This is a genomic window from Acinetobacter defluvii (assembly GCF_001704615.3).
Taxonomy (GTDB): domain Bacteria; phylum Pseudomonadota; class Gammaproteobacteria; order Pseudomonadales; family Moraxellaceae; genus Acinetobacter; species Acinetobacter defluvii.
The window spans coordinates 1,253,727-1,273,025 of the sequence record NZ_CP029397.2 but is presented as its reverse complement, the minus strand read 5'-3'; the positions used below and the strand labels follow the sequence as shown (position 1 = coordinate 1,273,025).

Sequence of the window (19,299 nt, the reverse complement as noted above, 5' to 3'; positions counted from 1 at the left end):
GTTAAATCACCTCATTTGGGCTAAAGCCAATATAACGGTACAAGCCTTCTACGCCTAAATCCATTTTATACATTTGATATTCAGTAAATGTTGCTTGAGAAATTTCATTAAAGATATGAATACCTTGCTCATCATTCGCATGAATTTCGTCCACACTGCGTGGCATACTTTGCTCAAAAGCGTCCGAAATAAATTCAAAACCTAAATCCATTGCGATAAACAAGGTATGTTCGCACGGTTGGATATATTGTTCTTGTGTCCAATCCAAAACAGCTTGGTGACAATAAGGACATGTTACATTTTGCTCAGTAGTATTAATTTCAATCAGTTGAAAAGCCATCTTTTTAAGCACAAAATAAAAGCTTAGTTTAAACGAGTTCTTAGATTTATCGAATATCTCGTGAGTTGATTTTTTAGACTTTAAAACTTTAAATAAGGATTTTATGTCAACCATTGAAAAAGCCATTGCTTTGGCTGCTAAAAAACATGCGGGACAACTTGATAAAGGTAATCAGCCTTATATTTTCCATCCACTACGCTTAATGTTTAAAGTAAACACACCCGAGCAACAAATCGTTGCTGTTTTACATGACATTTTAGAAGATACCGATACCACCATTGTCGACCTTATCTCTTTGGGGTTTAGTCAAACAATTGTGGATGCAATTGTGTCATTAACTAAAAAGTCAGGAGAGTCTCGCATCGATGCAGCCCATCGTGCTGTACAAAATCCGATTGCCCGTGTAGTAAAACTTGCTGATGTCGCTGACAATATGGATTTAAGCCGAATTGCAAATCCCACACAGAAAGACTTACAACGCCTAGAAGAATATCAAAAGGTTCGTGATATATTACTGTCTTAAATCTTGTAATCAATAGCACTTTGTTCAGTCATTTCTGAAGTGTAATCGTTAAATTTTGCTAAAAATTTTATCGTGCTGACATTTTATTGATTGAAGAGAAGTAAGTTCATAATTTTTAAATACACCATTCTCATAATTTTGGAAGACTAAATGCTCACTGATTTAGATGATTTTTACTGTTTTGCATTGGTAGTTGAACATGGTGGATTTAGTGCAGCAGAACGTGCAACAGATATTCCAAAGTCGAAACTCAGTCGCCGAGTTTATAACCTAGAAGAAAATTTAGGTGTACGCTTAATCCAACGCAGTTCTAGACAATTTGCTGTTACTGAAATCGGCATGAATATTTATCGCTATGCGCAAGTCATGATGAACGCAGCACAATCTGCACATGATTTGGTCGATCATTTGAGTGAGCAACCTCGGGGCTTAATCAAAGTAAGTGTTCCTGTTTCGATTGCTCAAAATGAAATTGCACGTATTTTACCGCAATTTTTAAAAGATTATCCTGAGATTAAAGTTCAACTGTTCGTCAGTAATCGTCGAGTTGATATTGTGAATGAAGGTATTGATCTGGCTTTACGTGTGCGTGACAACTTAGACGATGATCCAAATCTGGTGTTACGCAAGTTTGAACACATTGAGCAGCATTTATTTGCCAGCCAAGCTTATTTAAATGAATTTGGAATGTTGAAAAAGCCTGAGGATTTATCTGAACATCGTATTTTAAGTATGGTAGATGAACACATTGACCAACAAATTATCTTGCATGATGAAGACGGTCATCAAAAGAAAGTCAAAGTAAATCCAATCCTTATGGGTTCTGACTTGTTGATGCTTGCCAAACTCGCCAGCCAAAATTGTGGTGTGGTGCTACTGCCCGATTCTGTTGTCGAAGACTATGTCACCACAGGACAATTGGTCCGAGTACTTCCGAACTGGAAAGTTCCTCAAGGTGTTTTCCATGCGGTGTACCCTTCTCGTCGTGGTTTATTACCCGCAGTACGTGTTTTTATCGATTATTTGGTTGAACATTTAACAAAAAGATAGCTTTTCATAGCGACAAACTCAGTTAATTGCAGCTAATTTGACTAATCTTTGTTACCATTCTAGCTGCTTTAAACTTGTATCTTTGATATTTATATGACTTCAACTTATCAGCTTCAGCTCGATGCCAAAATTGAGCGTATTCGCAATCAATTTAGCAAATTCAATCCACCAGAATTAGAGGTTTTTGCTTCCCCTGAACAAAACTTCCGTATGCGTGCAGAGTTTCGAATTTGGCATACTGAAGATGATATGTTCTATGCCATGTTTGAACGTGATGCTGATCAGCAAAAAACCGTCGTACGTATTGATGAGTTCCCGATTGCTGATCAAAGTATTAATACGTTAATGCCTGTTTTATTGGCTGAGTTAAAAAGTCATGATATCCTTTCTAAGCGACTATTTGAGGTACATTTTTTAGCCACCTTAAAAGGTGAAATGTTGGTGTCTTTGATTTATCGTGCCCCCTTGACTGAAGAATGGGAAGCCTTAGCCAAGTCCCTTGCAGAAAAGCTGAATATTAAAATAATTGGGCGTAGTCGTGGTCAAAAAATTGTCTTAAGTGATGAGTTTGTGGTTGAAGAACTACAAGTCTTTGAGCGTAGATTTAAATACAAACAGATCGAAAGTAGCTTTACCCAACCCAACGCTCAAGTCTGTCAAAAAATGTTACAGTGGGCATGTACTTCAGCAGAAAAGTCTGAAAAAGACTTACTAGAACTTTACTGTGGTAATGGTAACTTTACCCTACCACTTTCTTTCCACTTTCGCCGTGTACTTGCCACAGAGCTTGCAAAGTCTTCCGTGTATGCAGCACAGTGGAATATCGAGCAAAATCAAATCGACAATATTCAAGTTGCACGTTTGTCTGCGGAAGAATTTACCCAAGCTTATCAAGGTGAGCGTGAATTCCGCCGTTTACAAGAAGCAAGTATTGATATTTCAAGCTATGATTTTGATACAGTTTTTGTTGATCCACCACGTGCAGGTATCGATATGGATACCTTAAAGCTTCTACAAGGTTTTCAGCGTATTCTTTATATTTCATGTAATCCTGACACATTATTTGAAAACTTAGAAACTTTAACTCAAACCCATAAAATCCAAAAATTTGCGTTATTTGATCAATTTCCATATACTCATCATGTAGAGTCTGGCGTACTCTTGGAAAAGATTTAAACAATTTATTTCAAATAGGTTTAGGTTACTGAAAAGTAGCCTATTTTTTAAATAATAAAATTTAGATGGATTATCAACTGCTTATTGTAAGAAAAATATAAAGCTGTCATATTTCCGTTAAATTTATACTTTATAATCGTTAAAATTAGGGTGATTTTCCGCTGACTAGACCTTCGCATAGCTTGTATTTTATTTAAAACACTCTATATTTCAAACTATGTTAGGTTGCATTAGAAGGCTCTATGAGTTTTTGGCAAAAGCTGTTTAATACAGATGCACAGCAAAATGAACATAAGAATCAGATTGCTTGCGTGGAAAATGATTGCTCTTGTAAATCCAATGATCAACTTCTTACTGCTTTAGCGAAAGCAGAAGATGAAGATACAATTATTGGAATTAAAAAAGTTCTCATCTCTCGAGGCTTCAGTCGTAAAGAGCTAAATGAACTTCAGCATCCACCGATTCAATAGCGATAGGTGGTACAAAAAGGCATTCAACTGAATGCCTTTTTTAATGTCTTGAGTTAAATGCTTTAAACATACTCAAACCTAGGTTAACCACCGAGGAAATTATCAATAATAAAACTTAAACATCTTTTATAGAAATTAACTCCAAGTGGAATCTTAGCCTATTTACTGATCAAGAATCTTAAATGCAAAAAAGCCCAATAAAAATATTGGGCTTTTAAAATACTATTTAGATTCAATAATATTTTGAATTAAACTGCTGAACGCTCAGCAATCGGTACAACTTTACGTAGTTCGGGACCTGTATAATCCGCACTTGGACGAATAATACGGTTGTCTGCACGTTGTTCCATCACATGCGCTGCCCAACCTGTTACACGACTCATCACAAAGATTGGCGTGAACAATTTGGTTGCAATCCCCATGAAATGATAAGCAGATGCATGGAAAAAGTCTGCATTACAGAATAATTTCTTCTCACGCCACATCACTTCTTCACAACGTACTGATACAGGATAGAGTACAGTATCACCAACATCTTTAGCTAAGCGCTCAGACCAGATTTTGATGATGCCATTACGTGGGTCATTGTCTTTATAGATCGCATGACCGAAGCCCATGATCTTTTCTTTACGTTCCAATTTGCCCAACATTTCACGTTCAGCTTCTTCTGGCGATGTCCAGTTTTCGATCATTTCCATTGCAGCTTCGTTGGCACCACCATGCAGTGGACCACGCAGTGAACCGATCGCACCTGTGATACAAGAATGCATATCTGACAATGTCGATGCACATACACGCGCTGTGAATGTAGACGCGTTGAATTCATGCTCAGCATATAGAATCAACGATACGTTCATCACTTGTTCATGTAATTCATTTGGTTTTTCACCACGAAGAAGGTGAAGGAATTGAGCACCGATTGAATCATCATCGGTATTTTCTTCGATACGCACACCATCATGGCTAAAACGATACCAATAACAAATGATCGCAGGTAATGTTGCAAGAATACGGTCTGCAACATCTTGCTGTTCATCGAATGATTTTTCTGTTTCAAGGTTACCGAGCATTGAAACACCTGTACGCATCACATCCATTGGGTGTGAGTCAGCAGGAATGCGTTCTAATACTTCTTTCAATGCTTGTGGCAATTGGCGAAGTGATTTTAATTTTGCTTTATAGGCAGCCAATTGTTCTGTTGTTGGTAATTCACCAAAGAAGATCAAATAAGCGACTTCTTCAAATTGGCAGTTTTCAGCCAAATCTTGCACATCATAACCACGATAAGTTAAGCCTGCACCGCTTTTACCCACGGTTGATAATGCAGTTTTCCCTGCAACTTGTCCGCGCAATCCTGCGCCAGTCAATACTTTGCCTTCAGCCATTTTTATTTTCCTTCAGTGAATAATTTGTCTAATGTATTTTCAAAGGTATGATAATCAAGGAATTCGTAGAGTTCTTTGCGTTGTTGCATCGTGTCAAGCACATTCACTTGCGTACCATTTTCACGGATAGAACGGAACACTTCGAGTGCTGCTTTTTGCATGGCACGAGTTGCAGACAATGGATAAAGCACCATTGAAATACCTTGCTCACCCAATTCTTGAGTGGTGTAATATGGCGTATCACCAAATTCAGTGATGTTGGCAAGTACAGGAACACCCACTGCATCACACACGGTTTTGTACATGGTAATGTCTGTCATTGCTTCAGCAAAAATAGCATCCGCACCTGCTTCGACACAGGCACAAGCACGGTCAATTACCGCTTGTAAGCCTTCTTTTTGAAGTGCATCAGTACGTGCCATCACCACAAAGTTTGAATCGGTTTTGGCATCGACTGCGGCTTTGATACGATCTACCATTTCTTGTTGCGACACGATTTCTTTGTTTGGACGGTGTCCACAACGTTTTTGTGCCACTTGGTCTTCGATATGTACTGCGGCTGCACCTGCGGCAATCATTTGTTTGATGGTACGTGCAATATTAAATGCACCGCCCCACCCTGTATCAATGTCTACCAGTAGCGGTGTATCTACACGTTCTGTAATACGACGCACATCTTCTAAAACGTTATCTAAGCTGGTCATACCCAAGTCAGGCAAACCATAAGAGTAGTTTGCAACACCTGCACCCGAAAGATAAATCGCTTTATAACCGACTTGTTTCGCCATCATCGCTGCATAAGCGTTGACTGTACCGATGATTTGTAATGGTTTTTCCACTTCCAGTGCTTGTCTAAATCTTAAGCCTGCAGACGTTTCTTGTGTCATATTCCTTTCCACAGTGGTATATATTTATCGAGATTTGAGTATAGCCATAAAAAGTGTCTTCGCCATGACTTTTTAGGCTTAAAGCTCTAAAACTTTAGTCAAATAAAAACTGAATTAACATTCATTAATTTAATTATAGTATTTCTTTTCAAAATAATACATTCATTTATCAACAGAAATTTCTTGACTTCTTTGTTATAATCCATACAAAGGTTAGGTATTTTTGAATTATTGGTTCTATGCAAAAAAAATTCGCAGAAATTGAAACAGTCAGTTGCGGTGAGCAACCGCAAACACGTCGTGGGCAAGAACGGCGTTTAGCACTGTTGCTGAGTGCGAACGAATTATTTTTAGAGCATGGTTATGACGCCGTATCTTTAGATGATATTGTGAATCATGCTGGTGGCTCAAAAGCCTCTATTTATAAATATTTTGGCAATAAAGAGGGTTTATTCACGGCTATTTTTGATTATCGTCGCAGTTTATTTTTTAAAGATATTTGTTCTTGTTATAATCCTGAAAAAGACCAGTTACGTCATTATTTAAATCAAACCTTAACCAATTTTTATTTTCACCTCAAAGCCCCTGAAAATATTTCTTTTATTCGTTTAATTATTGAACAAACCCAAAAGAATCCTGAATTAGCTTTATATATTCATGAAAAAGGTGCGCATTTTATTCAAATTACCATCGCAAAAGCTTTGGAGTGTGCACACCAACAAGGCTTATTAGAGTGCCCTAGTCCACTGAGCTCTGCCATGATGTATTTTGGGATTTTAAGAGATTATGAATGGCGCATTATCATGGGGCTGGAAATCGCCCAACCCGAACAAGAAGTAATCAAACACATTGAATATTGTGTAGATCACTTTCTAAAAGGTCATCAAAAAGTCTAGTTTTTTTGCATTTGAACATTGTTATAGTATATTAGAAGATTCTTTTTCGTTTTTAATCAACCAACAATGAATTGTTGGTCAATCGCTATTTGTGTTTTGGCTAAGCAATTATTGTGGAGTAACCATGACTCTACGACATTTTCTAACATTACGTGACCTATCCACTGCTGAATTGAACCGCATTATTGACCGTGCGCAGGAATTGAAGCGAAAACAGCATAACAATGAAACTTTCCAACCTTTTGTTGGCAAGGTCATGGGCATGATTTTTGAAAAGTCGAGTACCCGTACTCGTGTTTCTTTTGAAGCAGGTATGAGCCAGTTTGGTGGTAGTGCAATTTTTTTATCTTCTCGTGACACACAATTAGGTCGTGGTGAGCCGATTGAGGATTCTGCACGTGTGATTTCCAGTATGTTAGATATTGTGATGATTCGTACTTTTGGTCATGATATTGTTGAACGTTTTGCCGAATATTCTAAGGTGCCTGTGATCAACGCATTGACAGATGATCATCATCCCTGCCAACTTTTAGCTGATATACAAACTTTTGTTGAGCATCGTGGTTCTATCGAAGGTAAAACCGTTGCTTGGATTGGTGATGGCAATAATATGTGTAATTCTTATATTGAAGCTGCACATATGTGGGGGTTTAAATTAAAAATTGCATCTCCTAAAGGTTATGAGCCAAAACCAGAGTTTTTATCTGAGTTTGGACATTGTGTTGATTTAGTTGATTCTGCTGAAGATGCTGCGGTAAATGCTGACCTGATCGTGACTGACGTTTGGGCAAGCATGGGGCAAGAAGAAGAACAAAAAATCCGTGAAAAAGCCTTTGCTGACTATCAAGTGAATGAAAAATTAATGGACTTGGCACACCCTGATTGTTTATTTATGCATTGCTTACCTGCCCATCGTGGTGAGGAAATTTCTGAAAATATGCTTGACCATAAAAATGCTGTGGTTTGGGATGAAGCAGAGAACCGCTTACATGCGCAAAAAGCTTTGGTTGAGTTTTTACTCAATGAAAACTTAAAGAAAGCATAACTATTTAAAATATTTAAAAAGGCTTTGTAAATCAAAGCCTTTTTGATTTTTTAATAATACCCATACTCAATTAAATTTTTCATTTAACAAACATAAGCCATAATTCGCCAATTTCTCAAAAATATGCTAGAAAAGTTATTGAGTCTGATGGTATAGACACAGGAGAAAAGATATAAAAACCGAGCCAATAGCTTAACTCGGTTTTAAATTAGACTCACACTCACTTATTCTCAAAAGAAATAAGGTTAAACAGTTTTTTGCGTATTTGCTTCTAACATTTTTTTATCTAATTCTTCTGGATGATTTAAAGCATGATGTAGTTTGTTTTCATCCAAATGCCCCACCCATTTTGCAACCACAATCGTTGCCAAAGAGTTGCCCACTAGATTGGTTAAAGCCCGCGCTTCTGACATAAAGCGATCAATACCTAGAATCAATGCCAAACCAGCAACAGGAATATGCCCAACTGCCGACAATGTTGCTGCCATAACAATGAAACCTGAACCTGTTACACCTGCTGCACCTTTAGATGAAATTAATAACACCACCAATAAAGTAATTTGGTGCGATACATCGAGTTGTGTATTGGTCGCTTGTGCAATAAAAATTGCCGCCATTGTTAAATAAATAGAAGTACCATCCAAGTTAAATGAATAACCTGTAGGAATCACCAAACCAACCACAGATTTCTCACAACCTGCAATTTCAAGCTTTTTCAACATTCTCGGTAAGACGGACTCAGAAGAAGAAGTACCAAGTACGATCAATAACTCTTCACGAATCATACGAATAATTTTTAGAATGCTAAAACCACAAATACGACTGATTGTACCTAACACAATGAAAATAAATAATAAACATGTGATATAGAAACAAATAATCAATTGTGCAAGTTGTGCTAGACTTCCAATACCATATTTACCAATGGTAAATGCCATCGCACCAAATGCACCGATTGGTGCAAGTTTCATGATCATATTTACAATGTTAAAGAATACATATGCAACTTGATCAACCAACTTCAACACAGGCTTTCCTGCATCTCCTAATTTATGCAGTGCAAATCCAAATAAGATTGCAAACAGTAAAACTTGTAAAATCTCACCTTCTGCAAATGCCCCAACCACTGTATTTGGAATAATATTCATTAAGAAATCAATAGTTGACTGGGATTCACCCGACTCAACATATTTAGAAATACCTGATGTATCTAATGAGGCAGGATCAATATTCATGCCTACACCAGGTTTTGCAATATTGATAACCAACAAACCAATCAATAACGCAATGGTAGATACAATTTCAAAGTAAAGTAGAGCAATACCACCTGTCTTACCAACAGATTTCATACTTTCCATCCCTGCGATGCCACTGACCACGGTACAGAAAATAACAGGTGCAATGATCATCTTAATGAGACGAATAAAAGCATCTCCAAGGGGTTTTAATTGCTCACCAATACCCGGAATATGTTTTTCAACACCATTGATTAATTGTGTGGTACTTGGGAAATAATGCCCCACCAACACACCTGCAATAATGGCAACAATCACTTGAAAGTAAAGTGATTTATACAAAGGTTTTTTAGCCATAATGATAACTTCTTTCGATATTTCCAACAGCAGAAATATTTTATTTGTAGTGATCCTGAACAGAAACACAGCCAAGTCATTCTCATCAAACTCTACAAAAAACCAATTTTTAAAAATAAAAAATCCCCTAGAAAATGGCATTTTCCAGAAAATTTATATCATTAAAAATTTTTATAGGTCTTGATTAAGATTTAAAAGCAATAAAAAAATACTTTTAAATTTTAAGAGAACAGGAGATAAATAAATTAAACATGCTAATTCTAGTCAAAAAACCTCTATTGGACTTGCTCAAAATGTAATTTCTGTTTAATTATTCTACAAAATCGTATTAGACCTTAGTCTTATATAAACATCATTACAGCCTTTCCATACTTTTTATGTCATAGTATTTTCCAAATATTTTTATTTTTTATCATCAATTTATGAATACAAAGCGTAATTTATATCAAGATTTTGAACACCCTTTTGCCCAATATATCCGTATTATTGGAAAAGGCAAAAATGGTGCACGTTCTTTGACCTATGCAGAAGCCTATCAAGCATTTTCCATGATTTTAAAAAATGAAGTTTTGGATGTGCAACTCGGTGCTTTTTTAATGTTACTGCGGGTGAAAGAAGAATCAGTAGATGAACTGGCAGGCTTTGTCCAAGCGACCAAAGACCAATTGAACTTTAAACCTTTACATGTTGATTTGGACTGGTCATCTTACGCAGGTAAACGTAAACATTTCCCTTGGTTTTTATTGTCTGCTTTAACTTTGGCGCATCATGGCTATAAAGTTGTCATGCATGGTGCTGCTGGACATACGATCAATCGTGTTTACACAGAACAAGTTTTACAATACTTAAGCTATTCGATTTGTCAAAATGAAAATGATGTCGCTACACAATTAGCCAAACATAATTTTGCCTATTTACCGTTAAACGTGATTTCTCCAATTTTAAGTGATTTAATCGGTTTAAGAAATGTGATGGGATTACGCTCACCGATTCACACCTTAGCACGCTTAATCAATCCTTTTAACGCCCAAGCAACCATGCAAGCAATTTTTCATCCAGCTTATCGTAGTTCACATCAACAGGCGGCATTTAAACTCGGTTATCAAAATAGTGCAGTGATCAAAGGTGAAGGCGGTGAATTTGAACGCAACCCTGATGCCAAGACCTTAATTTGTGGGATAAAAAATGGTGAATTGTATGAACATGAATTACCAAAACTGACAGATAATCGTAGTCCTGCCGAAGAAGAATTAGATTTAGAAATCTTTAAAGCGATGTGGTTAGGTCAGCAAAAGCATGAATATGGTGAAATGGCTGTAATTGAAACAATGGGCATCGCACTTTATACTATGGGTGTAGTCAGTGACTATCAACAAGCAATGCTCAAAGCCGAAGAGTTGTGGAATACACGCTTTTAAGTTTGATATTTTTAGCTATATTTTAATCAAAGAAAAAGGACGAATATCTCGTCCTTTTTCTTACTTATACAAAACGAATCGGTTTAAATTCAGGCTCAGGTACATGAGAGTCACACTCTTCGCCTTCTTCTTTATGCCCTTTGTCAATATAGCCAGAACGTTCTTTTTCATCTAAATTTTGATGTTCCCATGCAATTACCGCTTGCATACAGATTTCACGCTGCTCTTTGGTCAAGACAACACCATTTGGCCATTTACCAATTTCAACGGCAGTTTTCAAACGTGCTACGACATCTGCGTCAAGCATAGAAAGCATTTGTTCAATATTCATGATTAATCCTGCTGTTGCAATGAATCAAAATCTTGGTTCCAACCAAGTTTAGTACGACATGCCATATAAAAGTCATAACCCGGTGGATGTATAAGGGTTAATTTAAAGGGATGTTTACGAATATGCAAACAATCACCGACATTTAATGAAACACTACTTTGTCCATCTGCACTGACCATTGGCAAGACACGATTTTCACGAATTTCAATTTTAATTTCACTTTGCCCGCCCACCACGATTGGACGAGAAGATAAAGTATGTGGATGCATTGGAACGAGTGCGATGGCATCCATACTTGGATGTAAAATTGGACCACCACCTGACAGCGCATAGGCTGTGGAACCTGTTGGCGTTGACACAATTAAACCATCACTATGTTGGCGATAGACATATTGCCCATCAATTTTTAAATCAAAATCGATCATATGGACGGATTTACCCGAATGCAAAACCACATCATTCAAAGCAATCGCCTCATAAATGATTTGTTTTTGACTGCGGATTTCCATTTCCAATAAAAAACGGCGGTCGACCTGAAACTCACCTTTTAAGACTTGATCTAGTTTAAAAATGACTTCAGTGGGTTTAATATCCGTTAAAAAGCCTAGACGCCCACGATTCACCCCAAGTACAGGCGTGCTGTATTTCACTAAAGCACGTGCAGCATGCAACAGTGAACCATCCCCCCCAACCACAATCACCAAGTCCACCACTTCACCAAGCAAATGTCGGCTTACGGTTTGTGTATTGCGATAAGGGACGAGTTCGGCTGTTTCAGAATCAAAAACGGGATGTAAACCTAAACCCAGCAAATGATCGTGAATAAGACATAATGTGTCTACCACAGATGATTTATCTGGACGACCAATCAGACCAATATTTCTAAATGCTTTTGACGAGATATGTGTTGGGTTCATCAATTTCCTTTTTAACAATCTGTTGAAAATACCTTGACATAAACAGCAAACTGTCTATGTCTAATTTTCGTTAGACTGTATTGTAATTCTAAACTACACAATGAATTATACATATTAAAGATCATGGCTTAAACTTTTATTGCAGGCACAGATTTATTTTTGATTTTTCGGCTAGTTTGTAGTGCGTGTTGTTTACTTTCTTTAAATCAAATAAAACTCAATGACTTAATTCAATCCATTTTTCATTCATAAAAAGATGATGCGTACTTAAAAATCTGCTTAATTTGAGGATTTTATATTTTATTGTCTTGTTTTATAGGTAAATTGCTTAATTTCACAGTTTAATTATTGCAAATTCTGAAAAAGCTTCGCATGATTGACAAAATTTCTCAGGTTTTTTGCATATTTTTATGAAGTCAGAACGTGGAATAGGCATCATTGCACTCATTTTCTGTGTGCTCATTATTGCTGCATTTTTAGCATTTAGTATTTATTTGGTGCGATTAGACACTATTATTCGAGATAAGTTTGAAGGGAATCGATGGGATATTCCTGCAAAAGTTTTCGCACGTCCATTAGAGCTTTATGCAAATGCACCTGTTGCTGCCAATGATTTTGAACAAGAATTAAAATTATTAGGTTATAGCAAAAAAGACAGTTATGACAAATCAGGCAGTTATGTGGTTCAAAATAATAGTTATTATGTCCATACACGCGGTTTTGACTATGGAGACAGTGTAGACCCTGAGCAAATTTTACAAGTTTCTTTTAATGAAAATACAGTTGCAGATATTAAAGCCACTAAGCCCTCAAGCACAGGAATCGCTCGTTTAGAGCCGATGTTGGTTGGTGGAATTTTCCCGCAACATAATGAAGACCGTGTACTGATCAAACTCAACAAAGTACCGAAGACTTTGATTGAAGCCTTAGTCGCAACTGAAGATCGTAATTTTTATCATCATCATGGAGTTTCATTTCGTGGTACAGCACGTGCGATCGTCAGTAATGTCACGGGTGGCAAACGTCAAGGTGGTTCTACGCTAACGCAACAATTGGTTAAAAACTTTTACCTTTCACCTGAAAGAACCTTAAAACGTAAAGTCAATGAAGCCTTTATGTCTTTGCTTCTTGAGTTTCATTATGACAAAGATGAGATTTTAGAGGCTTATTTAAATGAAGTGAACTTAGGTCAAAATGGTAATTATTCTATCAATGGTTATGGCTTAGCTTCACAGTTTTATTTTGGTTTACCTTTACGTGAACTTAATATTGCACAACAAGCCTACTTGGTGGGTTTAGTACAAGGTCCAACTTTATACAATCCATGGAAAAATCCAGAAGGTGCAAAAAAACGTCGCAATATTGTCCTGAACAATATGGTGGTAATGGGTTATTTAACCCAAGAAGAATATGAACGCGAGTCTGCTCGACCACTGAATGTAGTGAAAAAACCGACCACAGGACCTTCAAAGTTTCCTGACTTTTTAGACATTGTGCGTCGTCAATTGAAAAAAGAATATCAAGAATCTGATTTAACCAATCAAGGTTTGCGTATTTTCACCACGCTTGATCCAATTTCACAAACCAAAGTACAAAATAGCTTCCGTGATACAGTCAGTCGTTTAGCTCGCTCAAATCCTTCACGTTTAAAAGACTTACAAGGTGCTGTACTGATTACTCAACCTGAAAATGGCGAACTAATTGCAGCAGTAGGCTCAACACAAGATTTTACTGGCTTTAACCGTACCATTGATGCAAAACGTCAAGTCGGCTCTTTGCTAAAACCGATTATCTATCTCAGCGCGCTTGAATCTGGTCGTTATACTTGGGCAAGTCAAGTTGAAGACAGCCCAATCAATATTCCGATAGATGGAAATAAATCTTGGACACCGAAAAACTATAGTGGTGGTGGTCACGGCTATGTGCCAATGGTTCAAGCTCTTGCAAACTCTTACAACTTATCTGCAGTACGCTTAGGACAAGAGTTTGGTTTGTCTACCTTTAAAAACCAACTGACCAAATTTGGTGTAGAGTCCACCATTCCCAATTATCCATCTATTTTCCTTGGTGCTGTTGATATGTCACCGATGGAAGTAATGAGTATCTATGGCAACTTTGCCACAGGTGGCTTTAAATACCCTGTTAAAGCCATTCGCTCTGTGGTGGATTCGAATGGACGCTTATTAGAACGTTATAATTTAAACGTACAGCAAACCATTGACCCTTCTGCTGCTTATATTTTGAATTATGGTTTACAGCAAGTTATGTCTTCTGGTACAGGTCGCTCAGCGTATGCGAGTCTTTCACCTGAACTGAAACTTGCAGGTAAATCTGGCACAACCAACGACACACGTGACTCGTGGTTTGCTGGCTACTCAGGCAATCATTTGGCTGTGGTTTGGTTAGGATTAGATGACAATAAAGTCACGGGCTTGACAGGATCATCAGGTGCATTGCCTGTGTGGACCAATGTCATGAAACAATTACGTCAGAAACCTGTCAACCTACGTCAAACTGACAATGTACAATGGCAATGGATTGACAGTGACAGTGGTCAGCTTTCAGCACAAGGTTGTGATCATAGTTTCTATATTCCGTTACTGCGTAACTCAGTGCCACGCCAAGCAACCGCATGTGGCATGCCACATTATGAGGTTGAACCGACTTACATTCCTGATACGGAAAATAACCCACCAACCGATAACTCCAACGATAGTATTGAAAACTACATTCGTGAAAGTGAAAGCAACATGGATCAAGATTTAAATAATCAAGGACGTGTGATTTCAAGTGGTAGTTATCAAAATTAAGAGTGGTTGTTATGCAAATAAAATATTTAGGTGTTGCTGTACTTTTTTTAGGATTGGGAGCCTGTCAATCAACTCCAGTACAAACAGGTTCAGGTAAAAAACCTGAACCAGCGCCAACACAGAAGCCTAAAGTTGAAACTCCTGATGGCGTAAAAATTATTCCTTATGAACGCCCTGAAATTAAACGTCAACCAATGCAAGTGATTGTGCCTGATCAAAAAGTACAAGCCCAAAAATTTGATGATGGGCATGATATTCCTGCATTTAATCAATTGATTAAAAAAACTGAAGCTGCATTTCGTCAAAACAAGTGGAGTGAAGCAGAAAATTATGCATTACAAGCTCAGCGTTTAGCCCCTCAGTCTGCTGAAACCTATTTATGGTTGGCACTCATTGCAAGTCATAAAAATCAAGCGAAAAATGCGGAGTCTTTAGCAAGACGTGGTTTAAGTTTTGCACAAAATGATGCAATGCGTAAACAATTATGGTTAGCGATTTTAAAGTCAGCTCAACAACAACAAAATGCTAAAACCATTGCCGAAGCACAAGCAAAGATCAAGGCACTTTAAGCTTTGATCTTTGCTTTAAATTGATCTAGGTTTTTAACTAGAACTATTATTTTAAACTGCCTATATGGCAGTGAACCTTTTTTTCAATTCAATCATTTTCTTATACTTTTCTAAGCTGCCTATACGGCAGTGAACAATAGTTTTAAAACAAAAACTCTAAAAATAACATAAGGATCTTACTAGAGTGTGTCGTCATAAGTTTTAGTGTATAATTTATTCAATTAAAAATGAATTTTATCACTAGATGGCAGATTACGAACGACATGATTTATCTGATGAACTTTGGATAAAATTGGAACCATTGCTCACAGGCAAGGTTGGTGATTGGGGAGCTGTAGCTAAAGATAATCGTAAATTTATCAATGCAGTATTATGGATATTGAGAACAGGTGCTCCTTGGCGGGATTTACCCCCAAGTTATGGTGGATGGAAAAATACACATCGTCGTTTTTGCCGCTGGCGTGATAAAGGTGTTTGGGAAAGGATCTTGGAAAAATTAATAGATGAACCTGATCTTGAATGGCTTATGATCGATTCAACACATATTAAAGTACATAAGCATGCCACAGGTGCTGTGGGAGGTAATCAGGAAATGAGCCTTACAAAAGGGGGCTCAATACAAAGATACATCTTTCCGTGGATGCGCATGGTATGCCAATCAGAGTTATTATTACAGCAGGTTCCGAAGCGGATTGTAAATATGGAAAAGCTTTAATAAAAGATATTTCAGCACAACAAGTATTTGGAGACAAAGCTTATGATACAAATGAAATTATTGATTATCTTCGTGAACAAAAAATAGAAGCTGTCATTCCACCAAAATATAATCGAAAACAACAACGAGCTTATGATAAGCACTTGTATAAATACCGCCATTTAGTGGAAAATGCATTTATGCAATTAAAAACATGGCGAGGTATTGCATTTCGCTATGCAAAAAGAACAGCTTCATTTAAAGCTGCACTTCAAATAAAATTTATTATGATGTGGTTGAGAATTTCATGACGACACACTCTAAAAAGTCAGTTTTACCCAAATTTATTCAAAATATTGTAATACATTGATTTTATTAGGCTATTAAAGAGTGTGAAATTTTTGGGTTAAAATTTCATTAGACTAAAATTTATACTCTATTTTTACACAATTTTTTATATAGTCTTTGCAACATTTCCATTAAGAAGAAATATACGATGAGTTAAAGCGACATTTATTATCATTTATAAAATACTATTCCCCCTCTTTGACGCTGCAGCCTTGCATCGCCAATCAGTTTTATACATCATTTGTCAAAATGCACTGATACCTGCTACACCATAAGCATGATGCTGCTGTGCTTTAGCTAAATCTTCAGGCTTTAAACCACCCAAAGCAAAGACTGGAATTGCTGACTCCTTCGCCAAACTTTCAAAAATTTCCCAACCAAGCGTCTTTGTATCAGGATGACTTTGTGTTGCTAAAACCGGGCTTAAAAACACAGCCTCAAATCCTAACTTTTGAGCTCTATCTAATGATACCAAATCATGACATGCCGCAATACAACGTACATTCATATTTAAATCCTGCGGCTGCGCTTGCATCACTTGTGATTGTTTAAAATGTATGGTGAAAATTTGACTTTGAAGTGACTGAGGTAATTGTTGCCAAATACTAATATTCACAATTAAACGCTTTAACAATGCTTCATCTAATTGCATTAAATATTGAATATCATCATGCTCCAAACTATTAACTCGCCAATACATTAGATAATTTGTATTTAGCGCTTCGATTTCAGATAAATGCTCAGAAATTTTAATAAAATGTTGCCAAAATAGACGCTGTAGAATTGTCTGATTTGCTTTGGGAAAATTTAGCTCAAGCAGTTGATCGCGTGTATACCACGTCCAAGGTTTTTGAATCTCCTCTAAATAGGCAGTTTCAACTTTTGCATGAAATAAGTGTAAATTTACAATAACATCGTCATATGCGTGCGAGATCACATCAAAGATATGCCAGTCTTGGATACCGATCCCAACCTCTTCAAACACTTCTCTACGACATGCTTGCTCAGGTGTTTCACCTTGTTCGATTTTACCACCTGGAAACTCGTACTTATTGCCTTGATGTTGTTCAGCATTTCTCCAACCTACCAATACTTTTGATTGATGAAATAACAAGGCAATTGCTACATTTACAACAAGTTTTGTCATGACTTTTCCAAAGCGTATTTTACAATAATGTAAGTGAATAGATTTTTTTTGCAAATAACAATAATTATCGTTGACAGCCACATTCGATAATGATTATCATTTAAACCACTAACTGACGTCCCACACGGAGTAACAACAATGAACGCACCTTTTAGCTTATTTACACGTAATAACGACTCAACCCATGCTTTACCTATGCTACATTCTAACAATCTTTTCGCTTTAGGACGTGAAATTCGCATCATGCATGCAGGTGAAGAATACCGCTTACGTTTGACTCGTAACAACCGTCTTATTTTAACCAAATAAGTATAAAAATAATTTTATAAAATAAGAATTGTGGGAATAAGCAGTATGAATCAGCGCATACTGCTTTTTAGTTAAAATATATCCAAGATCATTGAATGGCTTTCAAGATTAGGTCAAATTTCATGCCAACCATACTTTTTCAAACAAAATCTGCATTTTGCGGTTATTTTTTTCGGAAGATCTCATTGTACCTTAATACATTAAGGTAAATTTTTACTTAATTTTTCTTCAACATTTTTACAATTTACCACACTATTTGAGCTAATATATTGCTTACCTAACCAAACTAAATGTGGATCTCGCACATGTGGATTAACATAACCATATTCAACGAGTACTGAGGTTAATACATTCCAAAGTTGTTGATGCTGCTGATATCCAAATGCTGACATATTGACAGGTTTAGCACGATTAACATATTCCGTATATTTATTTGTTAACATACAATTGTTTAATTTTTGAGCAACATCTTGCACCAGTAAAGATGTCATAATATGATCAGAATGATCTTTTGGATTAATATATGAATTATCCTCTGCAATATTAAAGGTAATTTCTTTATTGTCTGCTTCAAATTGAATAATCGTGGATAATATATCTATGAGCTCCTGTTTATTATAAACACTTTTTCCATCCACACTGTTTATCTTCTTAATTTTACCTTGGTATAGCTTTTCTAAACTTTGAAATTGTGTAGTGGCAAAGCCGTTTCCATTTATGTTTCCATCAGGCAATAAAAAATTATAGAACACTACATTGTCACCAAATTGCTTGCGTTGCAATGTATGTTGATTAATTTTAACCTGTGTTTCTACGATGTTGTTTTTATAATTATTCCAATAATGAATAGATTTTTCATGCGCTAAAAAGCGTGCTTCCCAGAATGTTTTTTTCATAGGAGAACTATTCGGAAAACTTAATGCCTCTCCACCATCTCCTGCTGTTGTTAGAATAAAGATATTTTTACTATTATGTTGCACATAAAACTGTGCATTTTTTGCCATAAACAATTGAATATCATCAGGATGTGCTGCAATAAAAAATTGGACAGTTTTATTTATTCTCGGCATCACCTGAGGTTGCATTGGAGGCGTATTATCATGCTCAGAAGATGAACTATTCCCGCAAGCAACTAACCCTAAGCAGCCAGCAATGATTGAAAGTCGAATAAAATTGAGCATGCGATAAGATTTATTGTTTAAAACGTGTTTGATCATACACTTTTTATCTAAGACGATCTACCTCAAAACACCAACTCAAAACAATTGAAAATTTGTATATTTTTTATAACTTTCAATTCACCTATGGGCTTCAAGTAACTTTCTCCCCATCTAAATTTTATATTACCCAAATTATAGAACTCTAAACTCAAAGATAAATGGAAAATATTTA

General features: G+C 36.5%; 19 protein-coding genes. 11 read left to right on the top strand and 8 right to left on the bottom strand.

The window, feature by feature from the left end; genetic code table 11:
* Position 1: 1 nt before the first annotated feature.
* The gene (locus DJ533_RS08365) at positions 2-340 is read right to left on the bottom strand and encodes a hypothetical protein (RefSeq protein ID WP_065992004.1); all 339 of its coding nucleotides are present in this window, start codon (positions 338-340) and stop codon (positions 2-4) included.
* A gap of 103 nt (positions 341-443) precedes the next feature.
* On the opposite strand from DJ533_RS08365, the gene DJ533_RS08360 reads away from it, so the two are divergent.
* From DJ533_RS08360 to DJ533_RS08345, 4 genes are all read left to right on the top strand, one after another.
* Entirely contained in the window at positions 444-863 is a 420-nt protein-coding gene (locus DJ533_RS08360; protein WP_065992003.1) for a guanosine-3',5'-bis(diphosphate) 3'-pyrophosphohydrolase, read from the top strand.
* Between the two features lie 150 nt (positions 864-1,013).
* A complete protein-coding gene (locus DJ533_RS08355) occupies positions 1,014-1,913 on the top strand; it encodes a LysR family transcriptional regulator (protein WP_065992002.1) in 900 nt (299 codons plus the stop codon).
* Between the two features lie 93 nt (positions 1,914-2,006).
* A complete protein-coding gene (gene trmA / locus DJ533_RS08350; RefSeq protein WP_065992000.1) occupies positions 2,007-3,089 on the top strand; it encodes a tRNA (uridine(54)-C5)-methyltransferase TrmA in 1,083 nt (360 codons plus the stop codon).
* A gap of 242 nt (positions 3,090-3,331) precedes the next feature.
* Positions 3,332-3,559 (top strand): hypothetical protein, encoded by a 228-nt coding sequence (locus tag DJ533_RS08345; protein ID WP_065991998.1) that lies wholly within the window; start codon positions 3,332-3,334, stop codon positions 3,557-3,559.
* Positions 3,560-3,807: 248 nt separating this feature from the next.
* Here the strand turns inward: DJ533_RS08345 and prpC are convergent, their stop codons facing one another.
* Complete coding sequence (prpC, locus tag DJ533_RS08340) at positions 3,808-4,944, bottom strand: bifunctional 2-methylcitrate synthase/citrate synthase (RefSeq protein ID WP_065991996.1); 1,137 nt, start codon at positions 4,942-4,944, stop codon at positions 3,808-3,810.
* A gap of 2 nt (positions 4,945-4,946) precedes the next feature.
* On the bottom strand, positions 4,947-5,831 hold the full coding sequence (gene prpB / locus DJ533_RS08335; protein ID WP_065991994.1) for a methylisocitrate lyase: 885 nt from the start codon (positions 5,829-5,831) through the stop codon (positions 4,947-4,949).
* Positions 5,832-6,070: 239 nt separating this feature from the next.
* Here prpB and DJ533_RS08330 point away from each other — a divergent pair, with 239 nt between their 5' ends.
* The gene (locus tag DJ533_RS08330) at positions 6,071-6,727 is read left to right on the top strand and encodes a TetR/AcrR family transcriptional regulator (RefSeq protein ID WP_065991992.1); all 657 of its coding nucleotides are present in this window, start codon (positions 6,071-6,073) and stop codon (positions 6,725-6,727) included.
* Positions 6,728-6,851: 124 nt separating this feature from the next.
* Positions 6,852-7,772, top strand: a complete 921-nt coding sequence (gene argF / locus DJ533_RS08325; RefSeq protein WP_065991991.1) for an ornithine carbamoyltransferase — start codon at positions 6,852-6,854, stop codon at positions 7,770-7,772.
* A 245-nt stretch (positions 7,773-8,017) separates the two neighbouring features.
* On the opposite strand, the gene DJ533_RS08320 is transcribed toward argF, so the two are convergent.
* On the bottom strand, positions 8,018-9,364 hold the full coding sequence (locus tag DJ533_RS08320) for a dicarboxylate/amino acid:cation symporter (protein WP_065991990.1): 1,347 nt from the start codon (positions 9,362-9,364) through the stop codon (positions 8,018-8,020).
* Positions 9,365-9,786: 422 nt separating this feature from the next.
* Between DJ533_RS08320 and DJ533_RS08315 the strand changes: the two genes are divergently transcribed.
* Entirely contained in the window at positions 9,787-10,782 is a 996-nt protein-coding gene (locus DJ533_RS08315; protein ID WP_065991989.1) for a glycosyl transferase family protein, read from the top strand.
* Between the two features lie 64 nt (positions 10,783-10,846).
* Here DJ533_RS08315 and DJ533_RS08310 read toward each other — a convergent pair whose 3' ends face one another.
* Together DJ533_RS08310 and DJ533_RS08305 are read right to left on the bottom strand one after the other, a co-directional pair.
* A complete protein-coding gene (locus DJ533_RS08310) occupies positions 10,847-11,113 on the bottom strand; it encodes a YeaC family protein (RefSeq protein ID WP_065991988.1) in 267 nt (88 codons plus the stop codon).
* 2 nt (positions 11,114-11,115) lie between these two features.
* Positions 11,116-12,030, bottom strand: coding sequence for an NAD(+) kinase (locus DJ533_RS08305; RefSeq protein WP_065991987.1), 915 nt, complete (start codon positions 12,028-12,030; stop codon positions 11,116-11,118).
* Between the two features lie 410 nt (positions 12,031-12,440).
* On the opposite strand from DJ533_RS08305, the gene mrcB reads away from it, so the two are divergent.
* The 3 genes from mrcB to DJ533_RS08290 all read left to right on the top strand — a co-directional run bounded on the left by mrcB (position 12,441) and on the right by DJ533_RS08290 (position 16,414).
* Complete coding sequence (gene mrcB / locus DJ533_RS08300; protein WP_065991985.1) at positions 12,441-14,840, top strand: penicillin-binding protein 1B; 2,400 nt, start codon at positions 12,441-12,443, stop codon at positions 14,838-14,840.
* 11 nt (positions 14,841-14,851) lie between these two features.
* Entirely contained in the window at positions 14,852-15,409 is a 558-nt protein-coding gene (locus tag DJ533_RS08295; RefSeq protein ID WP_065991983.1) for a hypothetical protein, read from the top strand.
* 244 nt (positions 15,410-15,653) lie between these two features.
* Positions 15,654-16,414 (top strand): IS5 family transposase gene (locus DJ533_RS08290; RefSeq protein WP_407647733.1). Its coding sequence is split into 2 segments (ribosomal slippage): positions 15,654-16,008 and positions 16,008-16,414, totalling 762 coding nucleotides; the frame shifts between segments, so codons are not numbered across the junction.
* A gap of 281 nt (positions 16,415-16,695) precedes the next feature.
* Here DJ533_RS08290 and DJ533_RS08285 read toward each other — a convergent pair.
* On the bottom strand, positions 16,696-17,598 hold the full coding sequence (locus DJ533_RS08285) for an NUDIX domain-containing protein (RefSeq protein WP_065991975.1): 903 nt from the start codon (positions 17,596-17,598) through the stop codon (positions 16,696-16,698).
* Between the two features lie 138 nt (positions 17,599-17,736).
* Between DJ533_RS08285 and hemP the strand changes: the two genes are divergently transcribed.
* Complete coding sequence (gene hemP / locus DJ533_RS08280) at positions 17,737-17,907, top strand: hemin uptake protein HemP (RefSeq protein WP_065991972.1); 171 nt, start codon at positions 17,737-17,739, stop codon at positions 17,905-17,907.
* A 200-nt stretch (positions 17,908-18,107) separates the two neighbouring features.
* On the opposite strand, the gene DJ533_RS08275 is transcribed toward hemP, so the two are convergent.
* Positions 18,108-19,124: a PIG-L family deacetylase gene (locus DJ533_RS08275; protein WP_065991971.1), complete on the bottom strand. Its 1,017-nt coding sequence runs from the start codon at positions 19,122-19,124 to the stop codon at positions 18,108-18,110.
* Positions 19,125-19,299: the final 175 nt, after the last annotated feature.